Source organism: Sphingobacterium alimentarium (assembly GCF_004342685.1).
Lineage (GTDB): Bacteria > Bacteroidota > Bacteroidia > Sphingobacteriales > Sphingobacteriaceae > Sphingobacterium > Sphingobacterium alimentarium.
On sequence record NZ_SMBZ01000026.1, the window covers coordinates 16827 to 36969 of the forward strand.

Sequence of the window (20143 nt, forward strand, 5' to 3'; positions counted from 1 at the left end):
ATTTTGTGCATGTGAAAAGAGATAAAAAAAAATTATGTTAAAATTCTTAAGTAAATTATTTGGTAGCAAGTCAGAACGTGATATCAAATCTATACAACCCATTGTAGAAAAGATCAAGGGGGAATATAGTAAGCTAACCAATTTGTCACATGACGAGCTTCGTGCTAAAACAATTGAATTCAAAAGCCGTATCCAAGAATATTTAAAAGAAATAGATGCTGAAATCGCAGAATTGAAACTCAAAGCTGATAACCACAGTGTTGATATTTCAGAAAAAACTGAGGTTTATGAGCAAATAGATAAACTTAACAAAGATCGCGACAAAAAGCTGGAAGAGGTATTAGCGGATATCTTGCCTGAGGCTTTTGCTGTAGTAAAAGAGACAGCGCGTCGCTTGACAGAGAATCCAATATTAGAAGTAACAGCTACAGATTTTGACCGTGAGATTGCTACACGCAAAGCCAACGTCAACATCGTGGGCGATAAAGCACAATGGCACAACAAATGGATTGCTGCCGGCACAGAAGTTACGTGGAACATGGTGCACTATGATGTGCAGCTGATCGGTGGTATTGTATTGCATCAAGGTAAGATTGCGGAAATGATGACGGGTGAGGGTAAAACCTTAGTGGGAACACTTCCAACTTATCTGAATGCTTTATCAGGTCAAGGTGTACATATCGTAACGGTGAATGATTATTTGGCAAAACGTGACTCGGAATGGAATGCTCCATTGTTTGAGTTCCACGGTTTGAGCGTAGACTGTATAGATAAGCACCAACCGAATTCACCCCAACGCCGCAACGCATACAAATCGGATATCGTGTATGGTACGAATAATGAATTTGGTTTTGACTATTTGCGTGATAATATGACGCAAACGCCGGATGCAATGGTACAACGTAAGTTGCACTTTGCGATGATCGATGAGGTGGATTCAGTATTAATTGATGATGCGCGTACTCCATTGATTATCTCGGGACCTATTCCAATGGGTGACCAACATGAATTCTATCAATTAAAACCGCGTATTGAGCGTTTAGTGAATGCACAAAAGGCGTATATCAATACCGTATTCAACGAGGCGAAAAAAGCTATTGCTAGTGGTGATACGGATCCAGAAAAAGGCGGATTAGCTTTATTCCGTTCATATAGAGGTTTACCTAAAAATAAGGCTTTAATTAAATTCTTAAGTGAGGCTAATCACCGTCAGATCTTGCAAAAAGTAGAAAACTACTACATGCAAGACCAAAGCCGTCATATGCCGAAAGCAGATAAAGAATTGTTCTTCGTAATTGATGAAAAAAACAACCAGGTAGAGCTTACTGAAAAAGGTATTGAACTGATCACCGCACAGGGAGAAGATCCAAGTTTCTTCATCTTACCAGACGTAGGAAGTGAAATTGCAGAGATCGAAAAATCAAACGAATCATTAGAAGAAAAAGCAGCGCGCAAAGATGAATTGTTGCGTGACTATTCGGTGAAATCAGAACGTATTCACTCCATCAATCAATTGCTTAAAGCCTATACCCTTTTCGAAATTGATGATCAATATATCGTAGACGAAGGCAAAGTCAAAATCGTCGATGAGCAGACAGGCCGTATCATGGATGGCCGTCGCTATTCGGATGGTCTTCACCAAGCAATCGAAGCCAAAGAAAATGTAAAAGTAGAGGATGCGACACAAACATACGCAACCATCACTTTACAAAACTATTTCCGTATGTACCACAAACTCTCTGGTATGACGGGAACGGCATCTACAGAAGCGGGTGAGCTTTGGGAAATCTATAAATTGGATGTGGTCGAAATACCAACCAACAAACCAATCCTTCGTGATGACAAACAAGATTTAATCTTCCGTACGGCACGTGAAAAATACAATGCAGTAGCACAAGAAATTCAGAACTTAACGGAGGCAGGCCGACCAGTGTTGGTAGGTACTACATCGGTAGAGATTTCTGAGTTATTAAGCCGTATGTTGAAGTTGCGCGGTATCAAACATAATGTACTGAATGCGAAACTTCACCAACGCGAGGCCGAGATTGTTGCAGAAGCAGGTCGTCCAGGACAAGTAACTATCGCTACCAACATGGCTGGTCGTGGTACAGATATTAAATTATCCGCTGAAGTTATCAGTTCTGGTGGTCTAGCAATTATCGGTACCGAGCGTCATGAGTCTCGTCGTGTAGACCGTCAGTTACGTGGTCGTGCAGGACGTCAAGGTGACCCAGGATCGTCTCAATTCTTTGTGTCACTAGAAGATCCATTGATGCGTCTATTTGCTTCGGAGCGTATTTCCAACATCATGGTAAAAATGGGTGTGGAAGACGGCGAGGTGATGCAACACAGCATGCTAACAAAATCTATTGAACGTGCACAGCGTAAAGTAGAAGAAAATAACTTTGGTATTCGTAAGCGTCTATTGGAATACGATGACGTAATGAATTCGCAACGTAATGTTATCTATTCAAAACGTAAAAATGCCCTTTTCGGAGAGCGTCTAGACGTTGATTTGAATAATACCATCTATGATGTAGTAGAAGATGTCGTAATCAGCGCCAAAGAGGTTGGTTCTTACGATGAATTCCAAATCGAAGTGATCCGTCTATTCTCGGTAGATCCTACGATTTCTGCAGAAGAGTTTGGTTCATCCAGTGTAGATGCGCTTACGGAAAAATTATTTAATCAAATATTTGCTCACTACGAGAATAAAGCTAAAAATGTAGCTAGTCAGACATTACCTGTATTGCAGAATGTATTGGCGGAGCGGGGTGATATGGTTGAGAATATTGTGGTACCATTCTCAGATGGCCTTCGCGGTATTCAAGTTTCTACCAACTTGAGAAAAGCTGTAGAGTCAGAAGGTGAAGAAGTCTTTCGATCATTCGAAAAAGGCATAGTTCTTGCTTTAATTGATGAGGCGTGGAAAGAACACTTGCGTGAAATGGATGACTTGAAGCAATCAGTTCAGAATGCGGTGTACGAGCAAAAAGATCCAATCATTATCTACAAAATGGAAGCATTCAACTTGTTCAAAAGCATGTTGGCTTCGATGAATAAAGATATTGTAAGCTTCTTATTCAAAGGAGAAATCCCGGGACAACAGCAACAGCCACAAAATATTCAAGAGGCTAAACCTGTTCCTGCTCAACCCGCTAATGTGAAGGCTACAAAAGAAGATTTGGACTCACCAACAGGAGTTTCTGAAGAAGATGCAGCCGTAACACAGCCCATTCGTAAGGAACAAAGCGTAGGAAGAAACGACGAATGTCCTTGCGGATCAGGATTAAAATATAAAAATTGTCACGGTAAATAACCGCAAACAATAAAATATAGGAGATGTTGAACAAAAAAGGATTGATTTTATTCGCGGCGATTAGCTTGATAAGTTTACAATTACAAGCACAAGATAATAGGGGTTTAGAAATCCAAAAGGATTCCCTCATTACTTTGTTGCAAAACTTTAGAGCAGCCCATGAAATCAATCCTACAACACCTCGTCTCATCAGTCTCGGTTCCAAACCTGTAGACAAAACCAAAGCTACGCGCGTAAAGCGCAAGGGATTCAGAGTCCAAATCTATTCAGGCTCTAACCGCAGCGAGGCTTACGCGATTCAAGCGCGTTTCAAAAATCAATATTCAGATATGGACACCTATATCACTTACGCAGAGCCCAACTATAGGGTGAAAGTAGGTGATTTCAGAAGCAGAGCTCAAGCAACTCAATTCATGAATTCTATTCGCTCCCAATACAAAAGTGTCTTCGTTTTCCAAGAAGATATTTGGGTTTGGGAATAATCCAAATACACTATGGCCCAAATTAAGGATGATATTAAACGGTTAGCGAAGGATTATTTTTCAGAAACTGTTCAAATACGTCGCCATCTTCATCAACACCCCGAACTTTCTTTCGAAGAATACAAAACATCTGCTTTTGTAAAGGCTCAATTGGATGCAATGGGTATTCCCTATCAATCCATGGCTAATACAGGCGTGGTGGGCATGATTCAAGGAGATCTTCCTTCCACACAGGTCATAGCACTGCGTGCGGACATGGACGCCTTGCCTATTACAGAAGTCGAGGGTCGCAGTTATGGTTCGCAGAATACTGGTGTCATGCACGCATGTGGGCATGATGTACACACTTCTTCTTTACTGGGTGTTGCTAAGATTCTTAACGAGTTAAAGGCGCAGTTTGGCGGTCAGATAAAGCTGATTTTCCAACCGGGTGAAGAAAAACTTCCTGGAGGAGCGTCTATCATGATTCGAGAAGGCGTACTGGAAAATCCTGCACCACAAGCTATATTTGGCCAGCATGTCATGCCGTTTATTGAAACCGGCAAAGTGGGATTCCGATCAGGACAATACATGGCATCCTGTGATGAGTTGTTTATGACGGTGCGAGGTAGAGGTGGACATGGCGCACAGCCTCATCAAAATATTGATCCTATTGCTATCACCGCGCAGATAATTTCTGCCTTACAGCAAGTGGTAAGCCGGTTTGCCGATCCTAGAATACCAACCGTATTGTCATGGGGCAAAATCATCGGAAATGGCGCCACCAATATTATTCCGGATGAAGTGTATTTAGAAGGTACCTTCCGAACTTTTAATGAAGAATGGCGTGCCCAAGCGCATGAAAAGATGGTGAAAATAGCAACAGGTATCGCAGAGGCTATGGGCGCAGTTTGTGAGATGGAAGTACGAAAAGGCTACCCGTATCTAGTCAATGAACCCGAAACCACGGCGCAGGCTCGTGCTGCAGCAATCGATTACCTCGGTGAGGATAATGTGGTGGAATTGGACTTGTGGCCTGCTGCAGAAGACTTCTCTTACTACTCTCAAGTGGCAAATGCCTGTTTTTATCGTTTGGGAACAGGAAATAAAGCCAAAGGAATAATATCAGCAGTACATACACCGACTTTTGATATTGATGAGGAAGCACTGGAATTAAGCATTGGTCTAATGGCCTATATTGCTATCTCAAAACTTACCAAATAGGTCTTATGTCATCGCATCATATTGTTCGAGAGAACCAAGAGCCGGCATTATTAGTCGAAGACTTTGCTGCGTTGTCCGAAGAATACTTAGGTCAATTATTGGAATGGTCTCCGACTATTATTACTTCTTTAGAAAATCTTGACTATTTCTTGACAAGAGATATCAAAGTAGACATCCTGTATGGAGTAGAAAAGATATCAGAAGCACAGGAAGAAATAAAATATCTTCCACGTACTGCCAACTTTTGGAAAGATACCTTGGCCTACCTAGTAGAAAATAAATATAAAGCCGTAAATATCATGGCTCATGCGCTCCAAGAAGACTTTCTTATTGCAGCAGAAGCAATTAATAGCGTTGTATTCGTAAAGAACGTGCGGTATGTAATCGTTCGATCACGTTATGAGAAGTGGAAGACCGCCGGTCAAAAAATGTTCATTGATCCTGCACAGGTCAAATCATTCAATGGGCTAAAATATATCAGTGATACCATCTTCGAAGTAGAGCAGGAAGGATTTGTGCATATAGAAATGAATTCCGATAAATTTATTTTTGTAGGAGAAGAAATATAATGCTAAACATTCGACACGCGCGGCTCGAAGAAGCTAAGATAATACATCAACTCGCCCACCTTATCTATTATCCGACTTACACGGGGATACTAAGTAAAGGTCAAATGGATTTTATGCTTCAGAAAAGCTATACAGAAGAGGCTTTGAAAGAAAGCATGAGGACAGATCAAATTTTTTATTTGGTTTTGTACAACGATATTCCTGTCGGTTTTATGGCGCTAAAAGAAAAGGATAGCAGGATTTTAAGAATCGAAAAGCTCTATATTTTACCCGAAACTCAAGGTAAGGGAATCGGTAGGGAGTTGACTGATTTCGCTCAAATACAGGCGCAAGCCAGCGGCAAAGCAGTCTTAGAACTCAATGTCAACCGAGGTAATAACGCTTATGAATTCTACAAAAAAATAGGATTTAAGGTCGTTGAGGAGGTTGATATTCCCTATTACGGATATATCCTGGATGATTATGTCATGCAGATGGAAATATAAAAAGGTACTGTGAAAAAAACAGTACCTTTTTTGTTCGGAAACTAATCTTTTAGCTTTTCGACTCTAGTGGGAGTTTGTACTCCTTTTACGATGCCTTCGGCACCAATCGCAATAGCTTCTAGGCTAGACATGATATTATCAATATTCAGCGTTCTGACCTCATCTTTTACGGTATGGTAGTAACCGTCTTTGTCAATTTGAGAGGTGGAGAAAGTATGTGCAGGGACGCCTAATGCTGCCAATACAGCATTGTCGCTGCGGTAGAAAAGGTTTTGTTGTGGGTAGGGATCTGGATGAAAAGTAAATGCAGTATTCGCTACATTTTTTTGCATCAGCTCTCCCAAATTCGACCTATCGTAGCCTGTGATATATAAACTGTTGGGCCCGAACTTTGAATCTTTCCCAATCATTTCAATATTAATCATAGCAACTACACTATCTGCATTGATATTATTGGAGAAATACTTAGACCCATACATGCCTATTTCTTCGCCCGTGAACGCCACAAAAATCAATGTACGCTCATTATTATTCAATTTTTTATAGTATTTGGCAAGACCAATCATCGCAGAAGTACCCGAAGCGTCGTCATCTGCTCCATTGGCAATGGAGTCTTGTCCATCCGCTTTAATGATGCCGATATGATCGTAGTGTCCGGAGAAGACCACATATTCATTCGGTTTTGATTTGCCCGGAATGACGGCTGCTACATTGAACAAGTCGATTTTATTTGCACTGTTTTGGCATTTAATGATGTAATTGCCGGGCAATTGCTCTGTCAGTATAAAGGCTTTTGTAAACCCTTTCTCTGGTAAAGCACCAACAAGGTTTTCGCGAGAATATATTCTGTTGAAGCGCTTAATATATGATGCAAAAGAAGGATCTACAAGCACTATCACATCTTCTTGAGCTTGTGCTAAAGCGCGGAAAGTAGCCGCAAAGTCGTCGTCTTTCTTAATATATTTGATGGGGATACCCGATCCTTTATCCCAATGGATTGTCGGTTCGTTACTGATCAGAAGAAAATTATCGGCAGTCAATTTATTGTTACTCCATTGTACTTCGGCGATTTCACGCGTGATTTTGGTCAAATGGAAGGTTTGTCTAAAGTTTTCTTCAGCATATGGTTGAAGTCCGATGCTGCGAAATTCCGCCGCTATAAAATCGGCAGCCTGATGAATGTGCGGACCCAGGGTGTGCCTTCCTCCCATTTCGTCCGAAGCAAGGGTGTTGAGTATGCGTTCTACATAACTTTTTTCAACAATCTGCGCATTGGATTGTTGTGGTAGTATACAAATTCCGGAGAATAATAAAATACTCGATAGTACGGTTGATAATTTCATAGTCAAAAAATTTACTGAAAATAATAAATAAAAATTTATGCTGCATCTAAATAAAGCATAACTATTATATTTGATATAAAATAAAAAGTCATGAAAGAAGTTACAGTTCAAGAATTAAAGGATATGATGGATCGCAACGAAGAATTTCAATTAATCGACGTTCGCGAACCTTTCGAATACGAAGTTTCAAACCTTAATGGGGTAAATATTCCTTTGGCAGGAATTATAATTGAAGCAGAGAAAGTAGCTAAAGATATTCCAGTGATCATTCAATGCCGTTCGGGCAAGCGTAGCGCGCAAGCTGTGATGCTTTTGGAGCAGCAGGGATATTCAAATCTTGCTAATCTACAAGGCGGAATTCTTGCTTGGAAAGATCAAATCAATCCGGATATGGAGGTGTATTAATCCCCCGTTATAATCTTACTGCGTGAGAGAGAGACAAGACAGTCTCTCTTTTACTTTTTAATAAGACAACAAGAAGCATCTTATTTTTGTATTTTTGTGGGGATGAGAAATTTGGAACGACCGACAAAACAAGCTTTTTACTTCAGTTTGATGTTTTATATAGGATCGCTCGTGCTATTGTTGCTAAAAGTCAGCATCGCCCCTATCCTATTCAGTTTTTCGTTGATGGTATCCATGATCTGGGTGTTTCTCGTCTTGCAGGAGATTATGCGCTCTCCACGTATTACCAATATGGAGCGTTTATTTCTTGCTTTGTTTATTATTCTCCTCAACATTCTGTCGGGTATCGTATATTTCTTTTACCTGCGCAATAAAGTTATTGGACAACATAAAATCTAAAAATGAAAAAACAATTTGTACTTAATTTATTACTTAATCTGGGGATTATATTCTTGTTAATGAGCGGGATATCGGCCTACCAAAGCGGCAATATGTTGATTTTGGGATTGGCAATCGCAATATGTATCGTCTTAATCTATTTAAAAGTGGTGCTCCTGAAGCACGTGAAGGAAGACTTCAAAAAGAAGCAGGCAGAAAAGCATAACTCCAACCAAAAGATAAACAAAAAGGGTTAATCAAATTTTGATTAACCCTTTTTGTTTATTGCCGATTTCTTTTATTTCAAAAAAGGAGCTTTCTTAACTTCAGCTTTTATCTTTTGGTTGCGGATACTGATAAATATTTCCGTGCCTGCTTTTGCATATTCCGTGTTTATATAGCCTAGACCGATTGATTTTTTAAGCGATGGAGATTGAGTACCCGATGTTACACGACCAATTACCTGACCATCAGCATCCACAATTTCATAACCATGACGAGGGATACCTCTGTCAATCATCTCGAAGCCAACCAGCTTTTGTGCTGTGCCCTTTTCCTTTTCAGCCTTAAGATTTTCTGAGTTTACAAAATCTTTTGTGAATTTTGTCACCCAACCTAAGCCTGCTGCTAACGGTGAAGTCGTATCATCAATATCATTACCATACAAGCAGAAGCCCATTTCTAGACGTAGGGTATCTCGTGCGCCAAGACCGATAGGTTTGATGCCGAATGATGCGCCCGCAGCGAAGATGGCGTCCCACACCTTTTGAGCATCTTTGTTTGCCACATATATCTCAAAGCCTCCAGCGCCAGTATAACCAGTCGCGGATATAATTACATTGTCCACACCAGCAAAGCTGCCTTTAACAAAGGAATAATACTCCATAGAAGCCAGTTCGATGTCTGTAAGGCCTTGTAGAGCCTCTGCAGCTTTAGGACCTTGTACGGCGAATAGAGAGGTCTCATCCGAGATGTCTTTCATTTCTACACCATAGCTGTTGTATTTGCTGATCCAGTTCCAATCTTTCTCGATGTTAGACGCATTTACTACAAGAAGGTATGTCTCATCATCGATTTTGTACGTCAAGAAGTCGTCTACAATACCACCATTCTCATTCGGTAGATAGGCATATTGAACTTTTCCGTTGTATAATTTAGATACGTCGTTTGAAGATACTTTTTGGATTAGGTCTATAGCTTTTTCTCCTTTCAAAATAAACTCACCCATATGACTCACATCGAATACCCCTACTCCCGTACGGACAGTCTCATGTTCGTCGTTAATGCCAGAATATTGAACAGGCATATTAAAACCTGCGAAAGGAACCATCTTTGCTCCTAAGGAAATATGATGGTCTGTTAAAGCTGTATTTTTCATCATTTATGGAATATAAATTTTTGCAAAAATAATTATTAAATCTGTATTTAAGGGCATCTTTTTGAGATACTCGTAAAGTATACAAAATAAATTGATAAAAAGCGTAAATTTTATCGGTTACCTAAGATCGCAACCGATTGCAGATTCAAAATGTGCAAAACTCTTTTGAATTCTTCATTTAAATCGGCCTTTATTTCGATTGTTTTTTGGGTCCAGGGATGTGTGAAGGTTAAAGCGGATGCGTGCAATAACATCGTATCCATCTGAAACCTTTCTTTCCACATCTTGTTCTGCTTGTTGCAGCCATGTGGCCTATCTCCTATTATCGGGTACATGATGTGCGCAAAATGTCGTCTGAGCTGATGCATACGTCCTGTCTCGGGGTTGGCCTCGACTAGCGAATAACGAGAGGTAGGAAACTTTCCTTGTGGAACATCGATTTCTGCTGTTGCTAACCTGCGGTAATGCGTAATGGCATCCTGCGCCGTGCCGTTTTCTTTCAGCAATGGGTAGTCTATTGTGCCTTCTTCTGGGCAATAGCCACGAAGTACCGCCAAATAGCGTTTATTTATCTTTTTGTCCTGAAAAAGCATCTGCGTTTTTTGATCCGTCTGTTTATCGAGAGAGAAAAGCAATATCCCGCCTGTTTTTCTATCCAGGCGATGCGCTGGGTACACAGGCTGTCCGATTTGGTCACGTAGCTGCTGTAGCGCAAACTCCGAGGCGTCATTTGCAATCGATGATCGATGTACAAGAAGCCCGTGAGGCTTGTTTATAGCGATAAGGTGTGTGTCGTGGTATAGAATTTCGAGCATTACAATCTTCTCAGTATTCCCACAATTTCGTCTGCCTTTTTATCGATTTCTGGACTTAGCCACACCGTTTTGAAAGCCCCTCCTCCTATTGGATTATCTTGACCTTCCCATCTGATTTTTATAACCGAGAAGAGGTAATAATTTTCTATGATAATGTTATTTTGCACAAACTCTTTGACAATTCTATCGCCAAACAAGGACATGCCCAATTCTACTGCGTCCTTATTTTCGTAATCCAGTTGCTTCACAAGCAATGCTTTGGCTTTATCCTCTATAGCTTTTTCAAACTGCTCTCGCTTTGGGTTTGTCAAGATGGCCGCAATCATAATGGCCACCAGTGTTAATGCAAATATCCTGGTTTTAGACATGTATAAAAGTTATGACATTAAATTTTTTAGAATATACTTCCTACAGTGGTGAACACCCAGTCCGCAAACAACCACATGAGATAAATAAATCCTACACACAAAATTACTATAATAATAAATAAAGTAATTAACAATCCTTTGGCACTACCCTGATGTTTGTTTTCAAAATAGTGTTCACGCAATAGACGCACGTTTTTCTTATTGGCTTTGTTGAAAAAATCAAAGGCATATCCGAGCAAGGGAATAGAGCCTAAAATAGCGTCTAGTAAAATGTTAAACAGCATTTTCACACCCACTTTAGATCCTGCCCCGTTCCGCAGTATGACAATCACCAATCCCATGGACATGGTAAATGACACGACCTGACCAGCGTAGGGTATTAAATTCAAAAGAGGATCCAAGCCGAACCTGAATCCTCCAATATTGAATTTATTATCTAATAACGTTGCCATTTGCTCTATCCAAGCAAATTCCTTCGCTCTTTTTTGTTGAACCAGTTGTTTGTTCTCTTCCAAGTTATTTTAATTCAAATACACCATCAATATAGCAAGTCAATTTGATAGGACGAATATCTAATGATAAATCGGATGATTCTGCTGCGCCGTCCATCATAGCTGTTTTGGCATACATACGTGTAGATACAGGCATCAGTTCGGCAAAGTTGAAGCTACTATTGTCATTGATGACAAGTACATTGCCTACTGTACCGCCGTCTGCCGCAGCCAATATTTCTGCATTTTGACGAGCATCTTTCACTGCTGCGGTTTTTAATTCTTTTTCGATAGCACGTTTTTGACTGTGATCATAGCCGCTGATTGAAGTGCTTTGCAATCCTTGAGGATCTACTTTGTCCAGCATCTCGTGCAATCCGTTCAGATTTGTCACTTTGATGCGGTATTGACGAGCTTGCAATAGCTCATTATTTTTCTTCTTATTGGCGTAATTGTAGCTATAGATATTCTGAACGGTAAAGTCCTCTTTTTTTACGCCATTAGCCATTGCAGCATCAAAAAGCTGTTTTTCCAATGTCTCGATAAACACTTTCTTTTTCATATTTCCATCCATGTAAAACTCTTTGAGTGAGATGGATAGATAAATAATGTCTGGTGTAACTTCTTTCTCCGCGTATCCTTTTGTGGCTACCTTACGATACGAATCAATATTATTTGTTTGTGCTTTTGTCATCAAAACAGTTCCTATTAGAAATGCGATAGTTAGTAATTTTTTCATAAATTATTCTAAAATTAAAATTGTCTACTTATAACGCATAGACAATCGAATTGCTACAATGTTTAATAAAAGCAAAAAAATAATAATTGTAAATAGTTTTTATAAATCTTATCTTTAGGATAAATTAAACACAATACAGTAATGCAAGAAGGTAAAGTAAAATTCTTTAATGAGACCAAAGGTTTCGGTTTCATAGTGCCTGCTTCGGGCGAAAGTGAAATTTTTGTTCACGTATCAGGATTAGTAGACAAAGTTCGTGAAGGCGATGATGTTTCTTACGAAGTAGAACAAGGCCGCAAAGGTCTTAACGCGGTAAATGTAAAAGTTATCTAATAGATTCTAAATATATTTATTGTGAAAAAGCTCGAAATATTTGATTTCGAGCTTTTTTAATTCCACGCCTATTTCAGTGGTATTTTATTTATTGACAAAAGGGTTGTCCGTGTCTCTTTGTCCAGCAAAAGGATCATTATTTTCACCTCGTTTTGGGTCTGCACCATATTCATTTTGCCCTTTTTCTCCCTCTTGGATATATAGGTAGATTAAATAAATCCAACCTACACAACAAAAGAACCCCCATAAAATGTTCCATCCAGATTTCCCGATATCATGTAATCTTCTTACACCTACAGCTATCGATGGGATTAATACGACTAAAGAATAAAAACTGCTAAGATATCCCCCAGATCGATAACTCGATATCCATTCCATGCCTGGTACATCTACAGGTTCAGCTTGAAAGGAAAATCCCAACATACTATCTAAAAGGGATAATCCCCAAGAAATAATAATATTAAAAAGGACAAACATCCAGAATTCCTTTCTACGGGCTCGCCCATTAAAATTTGCGTAATTATCTCTTACGACTTTTAAATACCATTCCATAATTTAGTTTATTTAGTCAATTAAAACGTTTTCTATATCAAAAATAAGATATTTCCCGACTTATTAAAGTCTAATGAAATATTTCTTCAAGTATTTGCAGGGATTTTACAGTGCCAAAATTCTCGGTGTGTAACTTATAGAAGTTGATGATCTGTGACAGCAGATAAATACGGTCCTCGTGCGTCATTTGGATGGTATGCGCGTGTTCGTAAGAAATGTTTAATACCGTATGAAACATTCGGGTGTGTGGTTCCTGTAATGAATAGGTGTGCGCGGGCGCAAAATTGGTAAATATGCCATCCACCAAATCAAAATAAGCAAGTGGTTTGTCAGGTGCTGTAGGCATATACCCCAAAAAACGACTTAATTTCATCAGAAAACAGAGATGAAAATTATGAATAGGCTTATCGGTCTGATCTAACCAGAGAATGGATTGCTGTATAAAATTAAAAAGATGAGGGTCCGGCTGCTGCTGTTTCAGCACTTTGTAAAGGATCTCATTTAGGAAAATCGCGACAGAACTTTTGGTAATATCCATAGGGATCTGTTGCAATATCGGTGACGATGTGGCTTCTTTTATGCGCTGCAGTGCGCCAGTATCTTTGTGGTACACAATCATGTCCAATAAGTGCAGAGGCTGAAGCATATTGATGTGAATTTTGGCCTTTGGTTTACGGGCGCCGTTGATCAAATAAGACTGTATACCAAACTCTTCGGTGAAAAGTTGAGCAACGACACTATTCTCCGAATAGTTGGTCACCTTTAAAGCTATCGCACGTGTCTTATGAAGCATTCGTCCTGAATAATATCCTTGTTTTGTCCGTAAAAGTACTAAGATGACCTTGGAATATCAAAGCGGATTTTATTTGCAGCGCAGTGGTCATTGTGAATTGTTGAAAACTATTTTCATGGGAGACTTTTTAGATAATTTAGAAAAGCTATACCTTTGGCTGTTCCTACCCTTTTTGGATTATTTTTAAAAATAATTCTAACCATACTGTTGTAAATTCCAAAAGAAATATAGATATTTGCAAACTCTTTGCAGAGAGTGCAAAAGAGAATTGGTGTATAAATAGACAACATTAAAAATAAATATCATGTCAAGAATTTGTGATTTAACAGGCAAAACGGCATTAAAAGGAAATAACGTATCTCACTCGAACGTTAAGACTAAACGTAAATTCTATCCTAATTTACAAACTAAACGTTTTTACATTCCTGAAGAAGATCGTTGGATCACTTTAAAAGTGTCTACGGCTGCAATTAAAACAATTAACAAAAACGGAATTACTTCGGTTATCAATAAATTTATCAAAAAAGGATACGTTTAGTAGATAATCCGCCTGTTAATTAAAAATATTCATGAACTAATAGTCCGTGAGGATTAGAAAAAGTAAAAACAATGGCTAAAAAAGGAAATAGAGTACAAGTTATCTTAGAGTGTACTGAGCACAAAGAAAGTGGTCTTCCAGGGATGTCACGTTACATCACTACAAAAAACAAAAAGAACACAACAGAGCGTTTGGAATTGAAAAAATTCAATCCTGTATTGAGAAAAGTGACTGTTCACAAAGAAATTAAGTAATTAATTTATGGATTGATGAAGGTCATCCATTTTAAATAAATAAAATACCATGGCAAAGAAAGCGGTAGCATCATTACAAAAAGGTGGTGGTAAAGAATTTACAAAAGTTGTTATCACTGCAAAATCTGCTAAAACTGGAGCTTATACTTTCAAAGAAAGTATGGTACACAACGACAACGTAAAAGATGTTGTTGCGGCAGCTTCCAAATAAGCATAAAAAATATTCCTTTTTTAAAGTTTTTCTTTAAAAAAACTGAAAGCCGTTTTGGTATCTCACCGAAAGGGCTTTTTTAGTATGGCAAGATTTGAGTATATTTGAACTTGTATTTTAAGCAGTAATTCATGGGTTTATTCGATTTTTTCAAGAAGAAGCAAGAAACACCTGAGGCGCAAGAAGCGCTAGACAAAGGATTAGAGAAAACTAAAGAAGGTTTCTTATCTAAGATTACCAAGGCTGTCGTTGGGAAATCCACGATTGATGACGATGTATTGGACAATCTGGAGGAGGTGCTTGTAACTTCGGATGTAGGAGTGACTACGACATTGAAAATTGTAGAACGCATTCAACAGCGCGTAGCTCGTGATAAATATGTGGGTACGGATGACCTTAATCGTCTGCTGAAGGAAGAAATACAAGCGCTTTTAGCGGAGAATAATAGCAACGATTTTGAACACTTTGAATATGGCGATCATAAGCCGTATGTAATCATGGTGGTGGGCGTGAATGGTGTAGGCAAGACAACTACTATTGGTAAATTGGCGCATCAATTAAAAGAATCGGGCAATAAGGTAGTATTGGGAGCTGCAGATACATTCAGGGCTGCCGCTGTGGAGCAGATTAAACTTTGGGGTGAGCGAGTAGGTGTACGTGTCGTAGCACAAGCTATGGGTTCAGACCCCGCGTCAGTGGCCTTTGACACTATTCAATCCGCCGTATCCAATGGCGATGACGTGGCCATCATTGACACGGCAGGGCGTCTGCACAATAAAGTGGGATTGATGAATGAATTGGGTAAGATCAAAAATGTGATGCAAAAGGTTATTCCTGGCGCGCCGCATGAGATTTTATTGGTGCTCGATGCTTCTACAGGTCAGAATGCCATAGAACAATGTACACAGTTCACTCAAGCAACGGATGTCAATGCTTTAGCTTTGACTAAACTGGATGGGACAGCCAAAGGCGGTGTGGTGATTGGTATTTCGGATCAATTCAAAATTCCTGTAAAATATATCGGTGTAGGAGAGAAGATAGGTGATTTACAGCTTTTCAACAAAAGGGAGTTCGTAGAATCCTTATTCAAATAGTACTTGATTAAAAATTTCTGAAAATATTCCGTCATTTCGAATGAGGTAAACGAAATGAGAAATCTCATCTGTTTAGATTTCTCCCTTCGCTCGAAATGATGAATAGACTTTACTACCTTTCAAAGAAGAATAACAGGCTTATTAATAAATTTTGGAAACTTAAGTTGCGAGATTAAACGATTATCTGTGTAATCGATTAATCTGTGCAATTCAATCATAATATGAAAACTAAACAAAGTAAATTCGAGCCAGTGGTTGCTAAACCACGTGTCAATGTAGTTACATTAGGCTGTTCGAAAAATATTCACGATTCGGAAGTATTAATGGGTCAATTGAAAGGAAATCAAATTGACGTGGTACACGAATCGAATAATATACAAGCAAATGATATCGTGGTCATCAATACCTGTGGGTTTATAGACAATGCTAAGCAAGAGTCTATCGATACGATTTTGCAGTTTTCAGACCTCAAAGAACAAGGTAAAGTCAATAAAGTTATCGTAACAGGATGTCTTTCTGAGCGTTATAAGCCAGAATTGGAGTCGGAAATTCCGAATGTAGATGCTTATTTTGGCACGAATGATTTACCAGAGTTATTGTCAACCATTGGTGCAGATTATCGTCATGAATTATTAGGCGAGCGCTTACTTACGACGCCTTCACATTTTTCATATTTTAAAATTGCTGAGGGTTGTAACAGACCGTGTTCCTTCTGCGCTATTCCCTTGATGCGTGGTAAACACGTGTCGAAGTCGATTGAAGATTTAGTGAAAGAAGCTAAATTCTTAGCTTCAAATGGTACGAAAGAATTGATCCTTATTGCTCAAGATCTAACCTATTATGGGCTTGATATTTATGGCAAACGTAATTTGTCCGATCTGATGAGACATCTTTCGGATGTAGATGGTATTGAATGGATCCGTTTACAATATGCTTATCCATCAGGATTTCCAATGGATATATTGGATGCAATGAATGAGCGTAGCAACATCTGTAATTACCTCGATATGCCATTACAACATATTACCGATAATATGTTGACGTCTATGCGTAGAGGTACATCTAAACAGAAGCAAATAGACCTCGTAAACAAAATTCGTGATAAGGTGCCTGATATTGCTTTGCGTACGACATTGATTTGTGGTTATCCAGGGGAGACCGAGCAAGATTTCCAAGAAATGTTGGAATGGGTAGAGGAAACCCGTTTTGATCGTTTAGGCTGTTTTACATATTCTCATGAAGAGAAAACACATGCGCATTCTTTGACGGATGACGTGCCAGAAGAGGTAAAACAAGAGCGTGTAGAGGCTATTATGGAGGTACAACAAGGCATATCTTTTGATATCAACCAAACGAAAGTTGGTAAAGAATTTAAAGTATTGGTAGATAGAGTGGATGGCAACTATTTCATTGGTCGTACAGAGTATGATTCACCGGAAGTGGATAATGAAGTGGTATTAAATGCCAAAGAGAATTATGCACGTATCGGAGATTTTGTACAAGTGAAGGTGGACAGAGCAGAAGATTTCGATTTGTACGGAACGATTGTAAAATAGTTCATCAATATATATAAAAAAGAACGGCTGCCAATTTTGACAGCCGTTCTTTTTTATAAGTACTTTTTAAATATAGAATATAAAATTTTTAAATCGTTTTCAGTCAGATTGGCGGTCTGTGTGTCTTGTTGTATATAATGATGTTTGAATCCTTTGATTGCTGCATCCAGATTTTTCACATCATAACCTATTACACGTAACGCCAAGCGCACATCAAAATTAGCTGGAGGCATTTCTAAATAATCATCGTACCAATAACCAAATCCTTTGTCGGCCAATTTTTTCCAAGGGAAACGTGAAGGATCATTTTTGCGTGAAGGAGCATAGTCCATATGTCCAATAAAGTTCGCTTGTGGAATTTTGTAACTGTCCTTTAGGTATTGAAGCAAGTTGATCAACGCTTCAATTTGGACCTCAGGCCATGGGTCGGTAAGACCATTGTTATCCAGTTCAATTCCGATAGAAGAGGAGTTTAAATCAGTGTCATTACCCCATTTTCCTGCGCCGGCGTGATGACCTCTGTATAAGTCATTGACCATTTGAACGATTTTACCATCACGACCAATGACATAATGTGAACTTACGCCTGCTCGAGCGCTGTGAAAAGTCTTTACCGTTTGTCCCAGCGAATCTTGTGCGGTATGATGAATCATGACATAATTCGGTTTACGCACCCCAAAATTTATGGATCCGATCCATTCTTTGTCTGTAGAATTGATTTTTTCGAGTTGACTGTTTACTGGCGCTTCACGGTATAATGCAGCAAAGTCTTTCGCTTTCTTTTTATAGACTTTTTCTGTTGCGGCATATTTTCCTCCTCCACAGGATGCGATGAATGCCGTAGCAAGTAAAAAAGGTAAGAAATTTAATTTTTTCATCTTATTAAAACAGGATTTACCATGCAATATAGTTAAGAAATCGCAAATCTTGGGTATACCACAAAAGTATTACATTTAACGTGCTGACAGTCATGCGAATGTTATACTCTCGTCAGAAAAGAAGGAGAAATAAAATTTTGCATATCTTTGCATGGTGAATACAACAACAAAATTGATAGATATTAGAAGTCTTTCTCTGGGTCAGATAAAGGAAAAGTTAGTAGAGATGGGCGAGCATGCATTCCGCGCAAAGCAGATCTATGAGTGGCTATGGCAAAAATCTGTTACGGATTTTGAGCAAATGAGCAATTTGAGCAAAGTTTTACGTGACAAGCTGAAAGCTAATTTTACTATCAATTATGTGCAGGTAAAACAGTCACAGATATCTTCGGACAGGACTATTAAAAGTAGTTTTGTACTATATGATGGCAATATTATCGAGGGCGTACTGATACCTACTCCGGAGCGTATGACAGCCTGCGTGAGTTCTCAGGTAGGATGCAGTTTGACCTGTAAGTTTTGTGCTACGGGATATATGGATCGTAAGCGAAATCTGAATGCGGATGAAATCTATGACCAAGTTGTATTGATCGATAAACAGGCCCAAGACAATTACGGTATTCCATTGAGTAACATTGTGTATATGGGCATGGGCGAACCTTTGTTGAACTATGCCAATACGTTGAAATCTATCGAAAGAATTACTTCTCCCGACGGCTTAAATATGGCCGCAAAGCGTATTACCGTTTCCACTGCGGGTATTGCCAAGATGATTAAGAAATTGGGTGATGATGAAGTAAGATTCAATCTGGCTCTGTCTTTGCATGCAGCCAATGATGATAAAAGAAATGAAATTATGCCCATCAATGAGCAAAATACATTAGAATCTTTGGCAGATGCATTGCGCTATTATTATTCAAAAACCAAAAATCCGGTTACTTTTGAGTATATCGTATTTCATAATTTCAATGACGAGCTGCAGGACGCAAAAGAGCTTGCTAGATTCTGTAAGCACGTACCGTGTAAAGTGAATATCATTGAGTACAATCCAATCTCACTGGCTGATTTTGTAAATGCAGAGGCCGATAAAATCGACGCTTTTGCTAGCTATTTACGTAGTCAAGGCATTATTACGAATGTGCGCCGCAGTAGAGGTAAAGATATTGACGCAGCGTGTGGTCAATTGGCAATTAAAGAAAAATCAAATTAATTTCTTATATTAATGATTACAAGTTAGTTGTAATCTAATATGGAGCTGCAATTTTTACTCCAAAATTTTCTACATTTATTTTTTCCGCGGCTTTGAATGGCCTGCGACACACATTTGATTGCTACTGAAGAAGTCATTTGTGCGACCTGAAAGTTTCATTTACCGCTTAAGGATTTTCATCTGGACTCTAGCAATCAGACAGCACGTCCATCTATAGGGGAAAATTTCCTTTGAACACGCCTTCTCGATGTTACATCTGGCCAAATCCTCTCGCGTGGAATCATTATTACATAGCTTGAAATATAAGAATCAGCCTGAAATCGGTCATTTTCTAGGGCGCCGGTATGCGCAATCGATTAAAGAAGTGCTTCAGGATGTGGATATGATCGTGCCCATTCCTATACACCCGAGCAAACTCCGAAAAAGAGGGTATAATCAAGCTGCTGAATTTGCAAAGGGATTGAGTGAGGGATTAGAAATACCCGTCAATACGACGCTCATCATCCGAAAGGTTCTTTCTGTCAGTCAAACCGAAAAATCACGTAACGAAAGATACGACAACGTAGCAGAAGTATTTTCGCTGCTTCCGTATATTTCGGACTTGAAAGATGTGCATATTTTGCTAGTCGACGATGTCCTGACTACGGGCGCGACTATCGCCGAAGCGGATAATTTGTTTGTAGAAGCTGGGGCAAAGGTGTCTATTGTGACAATAGCTCGGGCTTAGTTAGCGTCTTTTTGGGGTGTAG

Annotated in this window: 25 protein-coding genes; 16 read left to right on the forward strand and 9 right to left on the reverse strand. The window is 39.1% G+C overall.

The features are described 5' to 3' along the window. Positions 1-34: 34 nt before the first annotated feature. From secA to EDC17_RS10295, 5 genes are read left to right on the forward strand one after another with little or no spacing between them, the layout of a single operon-like run. Entirely contained in the window at positions 35-3319 is a 3285-nt protein-coding gene (gene secA / locus EDC17_RS10275) for a preprotein translocase subunit SecA (protein WP_132777996.1), read from the forward strand. Between the two features lie 23 nt (positions 3320-3342). After that, positions 3343-3801 carry an SPOR domain-containing protein gene (locus tag EDC17_RS10280; RefSeq protein WP_243646115.1) on the forward strand — a complete coding sequence of 153 codons (459 nt, stop codon included), beginning with the start codon at positions 3343-3345 and terminating at the stop codon, positions 3799-3801. Positions 3802-3813: 12 nt separating this feature from the next. After that, the gene (locus EDC17_RS10285; RefSeq protein ID WP_132777997.1) at positions 3814-5004 is read left to right on the forward strand and encodes a M20 metallopeptidase family protein; all 1191 of its coding nucleotides are present in this window, start codon (positions 3814-3816) and stop codon (positions 5002-5004) included. A 5-nt stretch (positions 5005-5009) separates the two neighbouring features. Next, a complete protein-coding gene (locus EDC17_RS10290) occupies positions 5010-5573 on the forward strand; it encodes a thiamine diphosphokinase (protein ID WP_132777998.1) in 564 nt (187 codons plus the stop codon). Further along, positions 5573-6058, forward strand: coding sequence for a GNAT family N-acetyltransferase (locus EDC17_RS10295; RefSeq protein WP_132777999.1), 486 nt, complete (start codon positions 5573-5575; stop codon positions 6056-6058). Before EDC17_RS10290 ends, EDC17_RS10295 begins: the two co-directional genes overlap by 1 nt. Before the next feature lie 41 nt (positions 6059-6099). Here EDC17_RS10295 and EDC17_RS10300 read toward each other — a convergent pair whose 3' ends face one another. Next, entirely contained in the window at positions 6100-7401 is a 1302-nt protein-coding gene (locus EDC17_RS10300) for a M20/M25/M40 family metallo-hydrolase (RefSeq protein WP_132778000.1), read from the reverse strand. A 90-nt stretch (positions 7402-7491) separates the two neighbouring features. On the opposite strand from EDC17_RS10300, the gene EDC17_RS10305 reads away from it, so the two are divergent. The 3 genes from EDC17_RS10305 (at position 7492) to EDC17_RS10315 (ending at position 8441) form a co-directional block, all read left to right on the forward strand. Continuing rightward, on the forward strand, positions 7492-7806 hold the full coding sequence (locus tag EDC17_RS10305) for a rhodanese-like domain-containing protein (protein WP_132778001.1): 315 nt from the start codon (positions 7492-7494) through the stop codon (positions 7804-7806). Between the two features lie 102 nt (positions 7807-7908). Beyond that, positions 7909-8205, forward strand: a complete 297-nt coding sequence (locus tag EDC17_RS10310; protein ID WP_132778002.1) for a hypothetical protein — start codon at positions 7909-7911, stop codon at positions 8203-8205. Between the two features lie 2 nt (positions 8206-8207). Beyond that, a complete protein-coding gene (locus tag EDC17_RS10315; RefSeq protein WP_132778003.1) occupies positions 8208-8441 on the forward strand; it encodes a DUF6358 family protein in 234 nt (77 codons plus the stop codon). 41 nt (positions 8442-8482) lie between these two features. On the opposite strand, the gene gcvT is transcribed toward EDC17_RS10315, so the two are convergent. The 5 genes from gcvT to EDC17_RS10340 form a co-directional block, all read right to left on the reverse strand. Beyond that, on the reverse strand, positions 8483-9562 hold the full coding sequence (gcvT, locus tag EDC17_RS10320; protein WP_132778029.1) for a glycine cleavage system aminomethyltransferase GcvT: 1080 nt from the start codon (positions 9560-9562) through the stop codon (positions 8483-8485). A 110-nt stretch (positions 9563-9672) separates the two neighbouring features. Continuing rightward, a complete protein-coding gene (locus tag EDC17_RS10325; protein ID WP_132778004.1) occupies positions 9673-10377 on the reverse strand; it encodes a pseudouridine synthase in 705 nt (234 codons plus the stop codon). Then, entirely contained in the window at positions 10377-10745 is a 369-nt protein-coding gene (locus EDC17_RS10330) for a DUF4359 domain-containing protein (protein ID WP_132778005.1), read from the reverse strand. The genes EDC17_RS10325 and EDC17_RS10330 overlap by 1 nt, the downstream gene beginning before the upstream one ends. A 26-nt stretch (positions 10746-10771) precedes the next feature. After that, complete coding sequence (locus EDC17_RS10335; RefSeq protein WP_243646116.1) at positions 10772-11260, reverse strand: DUF4112 domain-containing protein; 489 nt, start codon at positions 11258-11260, stop codon at positions 10772-10774. Between the two features lies 1 nt (position 11261). Beyond that, positions 11262-11975, reverse strand: coding sequence for an SIMPL domain-containing protein (locus tag EDC17_RS10340; RefSeq protein WP_132778006.1), 714 nt, complete (start codon positions 11973-11975; stop codon positions 11262-11264). Positions 11976-12116: 141 nt separating this feature from the next. On the opposite strand from EDC17_RS10340, the gene EDC17_RS10345 reads away from it, so the two are divergent. Next, the gene (locus EDC17_RS10345) at positions 12117-12308 is read left to right on the forward strand and encodes a cold-shock protein (RefSeq protein ID WP_132778007.1); all 192 of its coding nucleotides are present in this window, start codon (positions 12117-12119) and stop codon (positions 12306-12308) included. 84 nt (positions 12309-12392) lie between these two features. Here EDC17_RS10345 and EDC17_RS10350 read toward each other — a convergent pair whose 3' ends face one another. Together EDC17_RS10350 and recO are read right to left on the reverse strand one after the other, a co-directional pair. Beyond that, positions 12393-12860 carry a DUF805 domain-containing protein gene (locus EDC17_RS10350; RefSeq protein WP_132778008.1) on the reverse strand — a complete coding sequence of 156 codons (468 nt, stop codon included), beginning with the start codon at positions 12858-12860 and terminating at the stop codon, positions 12393-12395. A gap of 70 nt (positions 12861-12930) precedes the next feature. Then, positions 12931-13653, reverse strand: a complete 723-nt coding sequence (gene recO / locus EDC17_RS10355; protein WP_132778009.1) for a DNA repair protein RecO — start codon at positions 13651-13653, stop codon at positions 12931-12933. A gap of 304 nt (positions 13654-13957) precedes the next feature. Between recO and rpmB the strand changes: the two genes are divergently transcribed. From rpmB to rimO, 5 genes are all read left to right on the forward strand, one after another. Then, positions 13958-14191 carry a 50S ribosomal protein L28 gene (rpmB, locus tag EDC17_RS10360; protein WP_132778010.1) on the forward strand — a complete coding sequence of 78 codons (234 nt, stop codon included), beginning with the start codon at positions 13958-13960 and terminating at the stop codon, positions 14189-14191. Positions 14192-14262: 71 nt separating this feature from the next. Further along, a complete protein-coding gene (gene rpmG / locus EDC17_RS10365) occupies positions 14263-14445 on the forward strand; it encodes a 50S ribosomal protein L33 (protein WP_002998409.1) in 183 nt (60 codons plus the stop codon). Between the two features lie 49 nt (positions 14446-14494). Further along, on the forward strand, positions 14495-14656 hold the full coding sequence (locus tag EDC17_RS10370; protein ID WP_132778011.1) for a DUF4295 domain-containing protein: 162 nt from the start codon (positions 14495-14497) through the stop codon (positions 14654-14656). Between the two features lie 131 nt (positions 14657-14787). Then, positions 14788-15750, forward strand: coding sequence for a signal recognition particle-docking protein FtsY (gene ftsY / locus EDC17_RS10375; protein ID WP_132778012.1), 963 nt, complete (start codon positions 14788-14790; stop codon positions 15748-15750). A gap of 221 nt (positions 15751-15971) precedes the next feature. Beyond that, positions 15972-17306: a 30S ribosomal protein S12 methylthiotransferase RimO gene (gene rimO, locus EDC17_RS10380; RefSeq protein WP_132778013.1), complete on the forward strand. Its 1335-nt coding sequence runs from the start codon at positions 15972-15974 to the stop codon at positions 17304-17306. A 53-nt stretch (positions 17307-17359) separates the two neighbouring features. On the opposite strand, the gene EDC17_RS10385 is transcribed toward rimO, so the two are convergent. Then, positions 17360-18184, reverse strand: coding sequence for an N-acetylmuramoyl-L-alanine amidase (locus EDC17_RS10385; RefSeq protein ID WP_132778014.1), 825 nt, complete (start codon positions 18182-18184; stop codon positions 17360-17362). A gap of 151 nt (positions 18185-18335) precedes the next feature. Here EDC17_RS10385 and rlmN point away from each other — a divergent pair, with 151 nt between their 5' ends. Further along, on the forward strand, positions 18336-19394 hold the full coding sequence (gene rlmN, locus EDC17_RS10390; protein ID WP_132778015.1) for a 23S rRNA (adenine(2503)-C(2))-methyltransferase RlmN: 1059 nt from the start codon (positions 18336-18338) through the stop codon (positions 19392-19394). 247 nt (positions 19395-19641) lie between these two features. Next, positions 19642-20121 carry a ComF family protein gene (locus EDC17_RS10395; protein ID WP_132778016.1) on the forward strand — a complete coding sequence of 160 codons (480 nt, stop codon included), beginning with the start codon at positions 19642-19644 and terminating at the stop codon, positions 20119-20121. Positions 20122-20143: the final 22 nt, after the last annotated feature.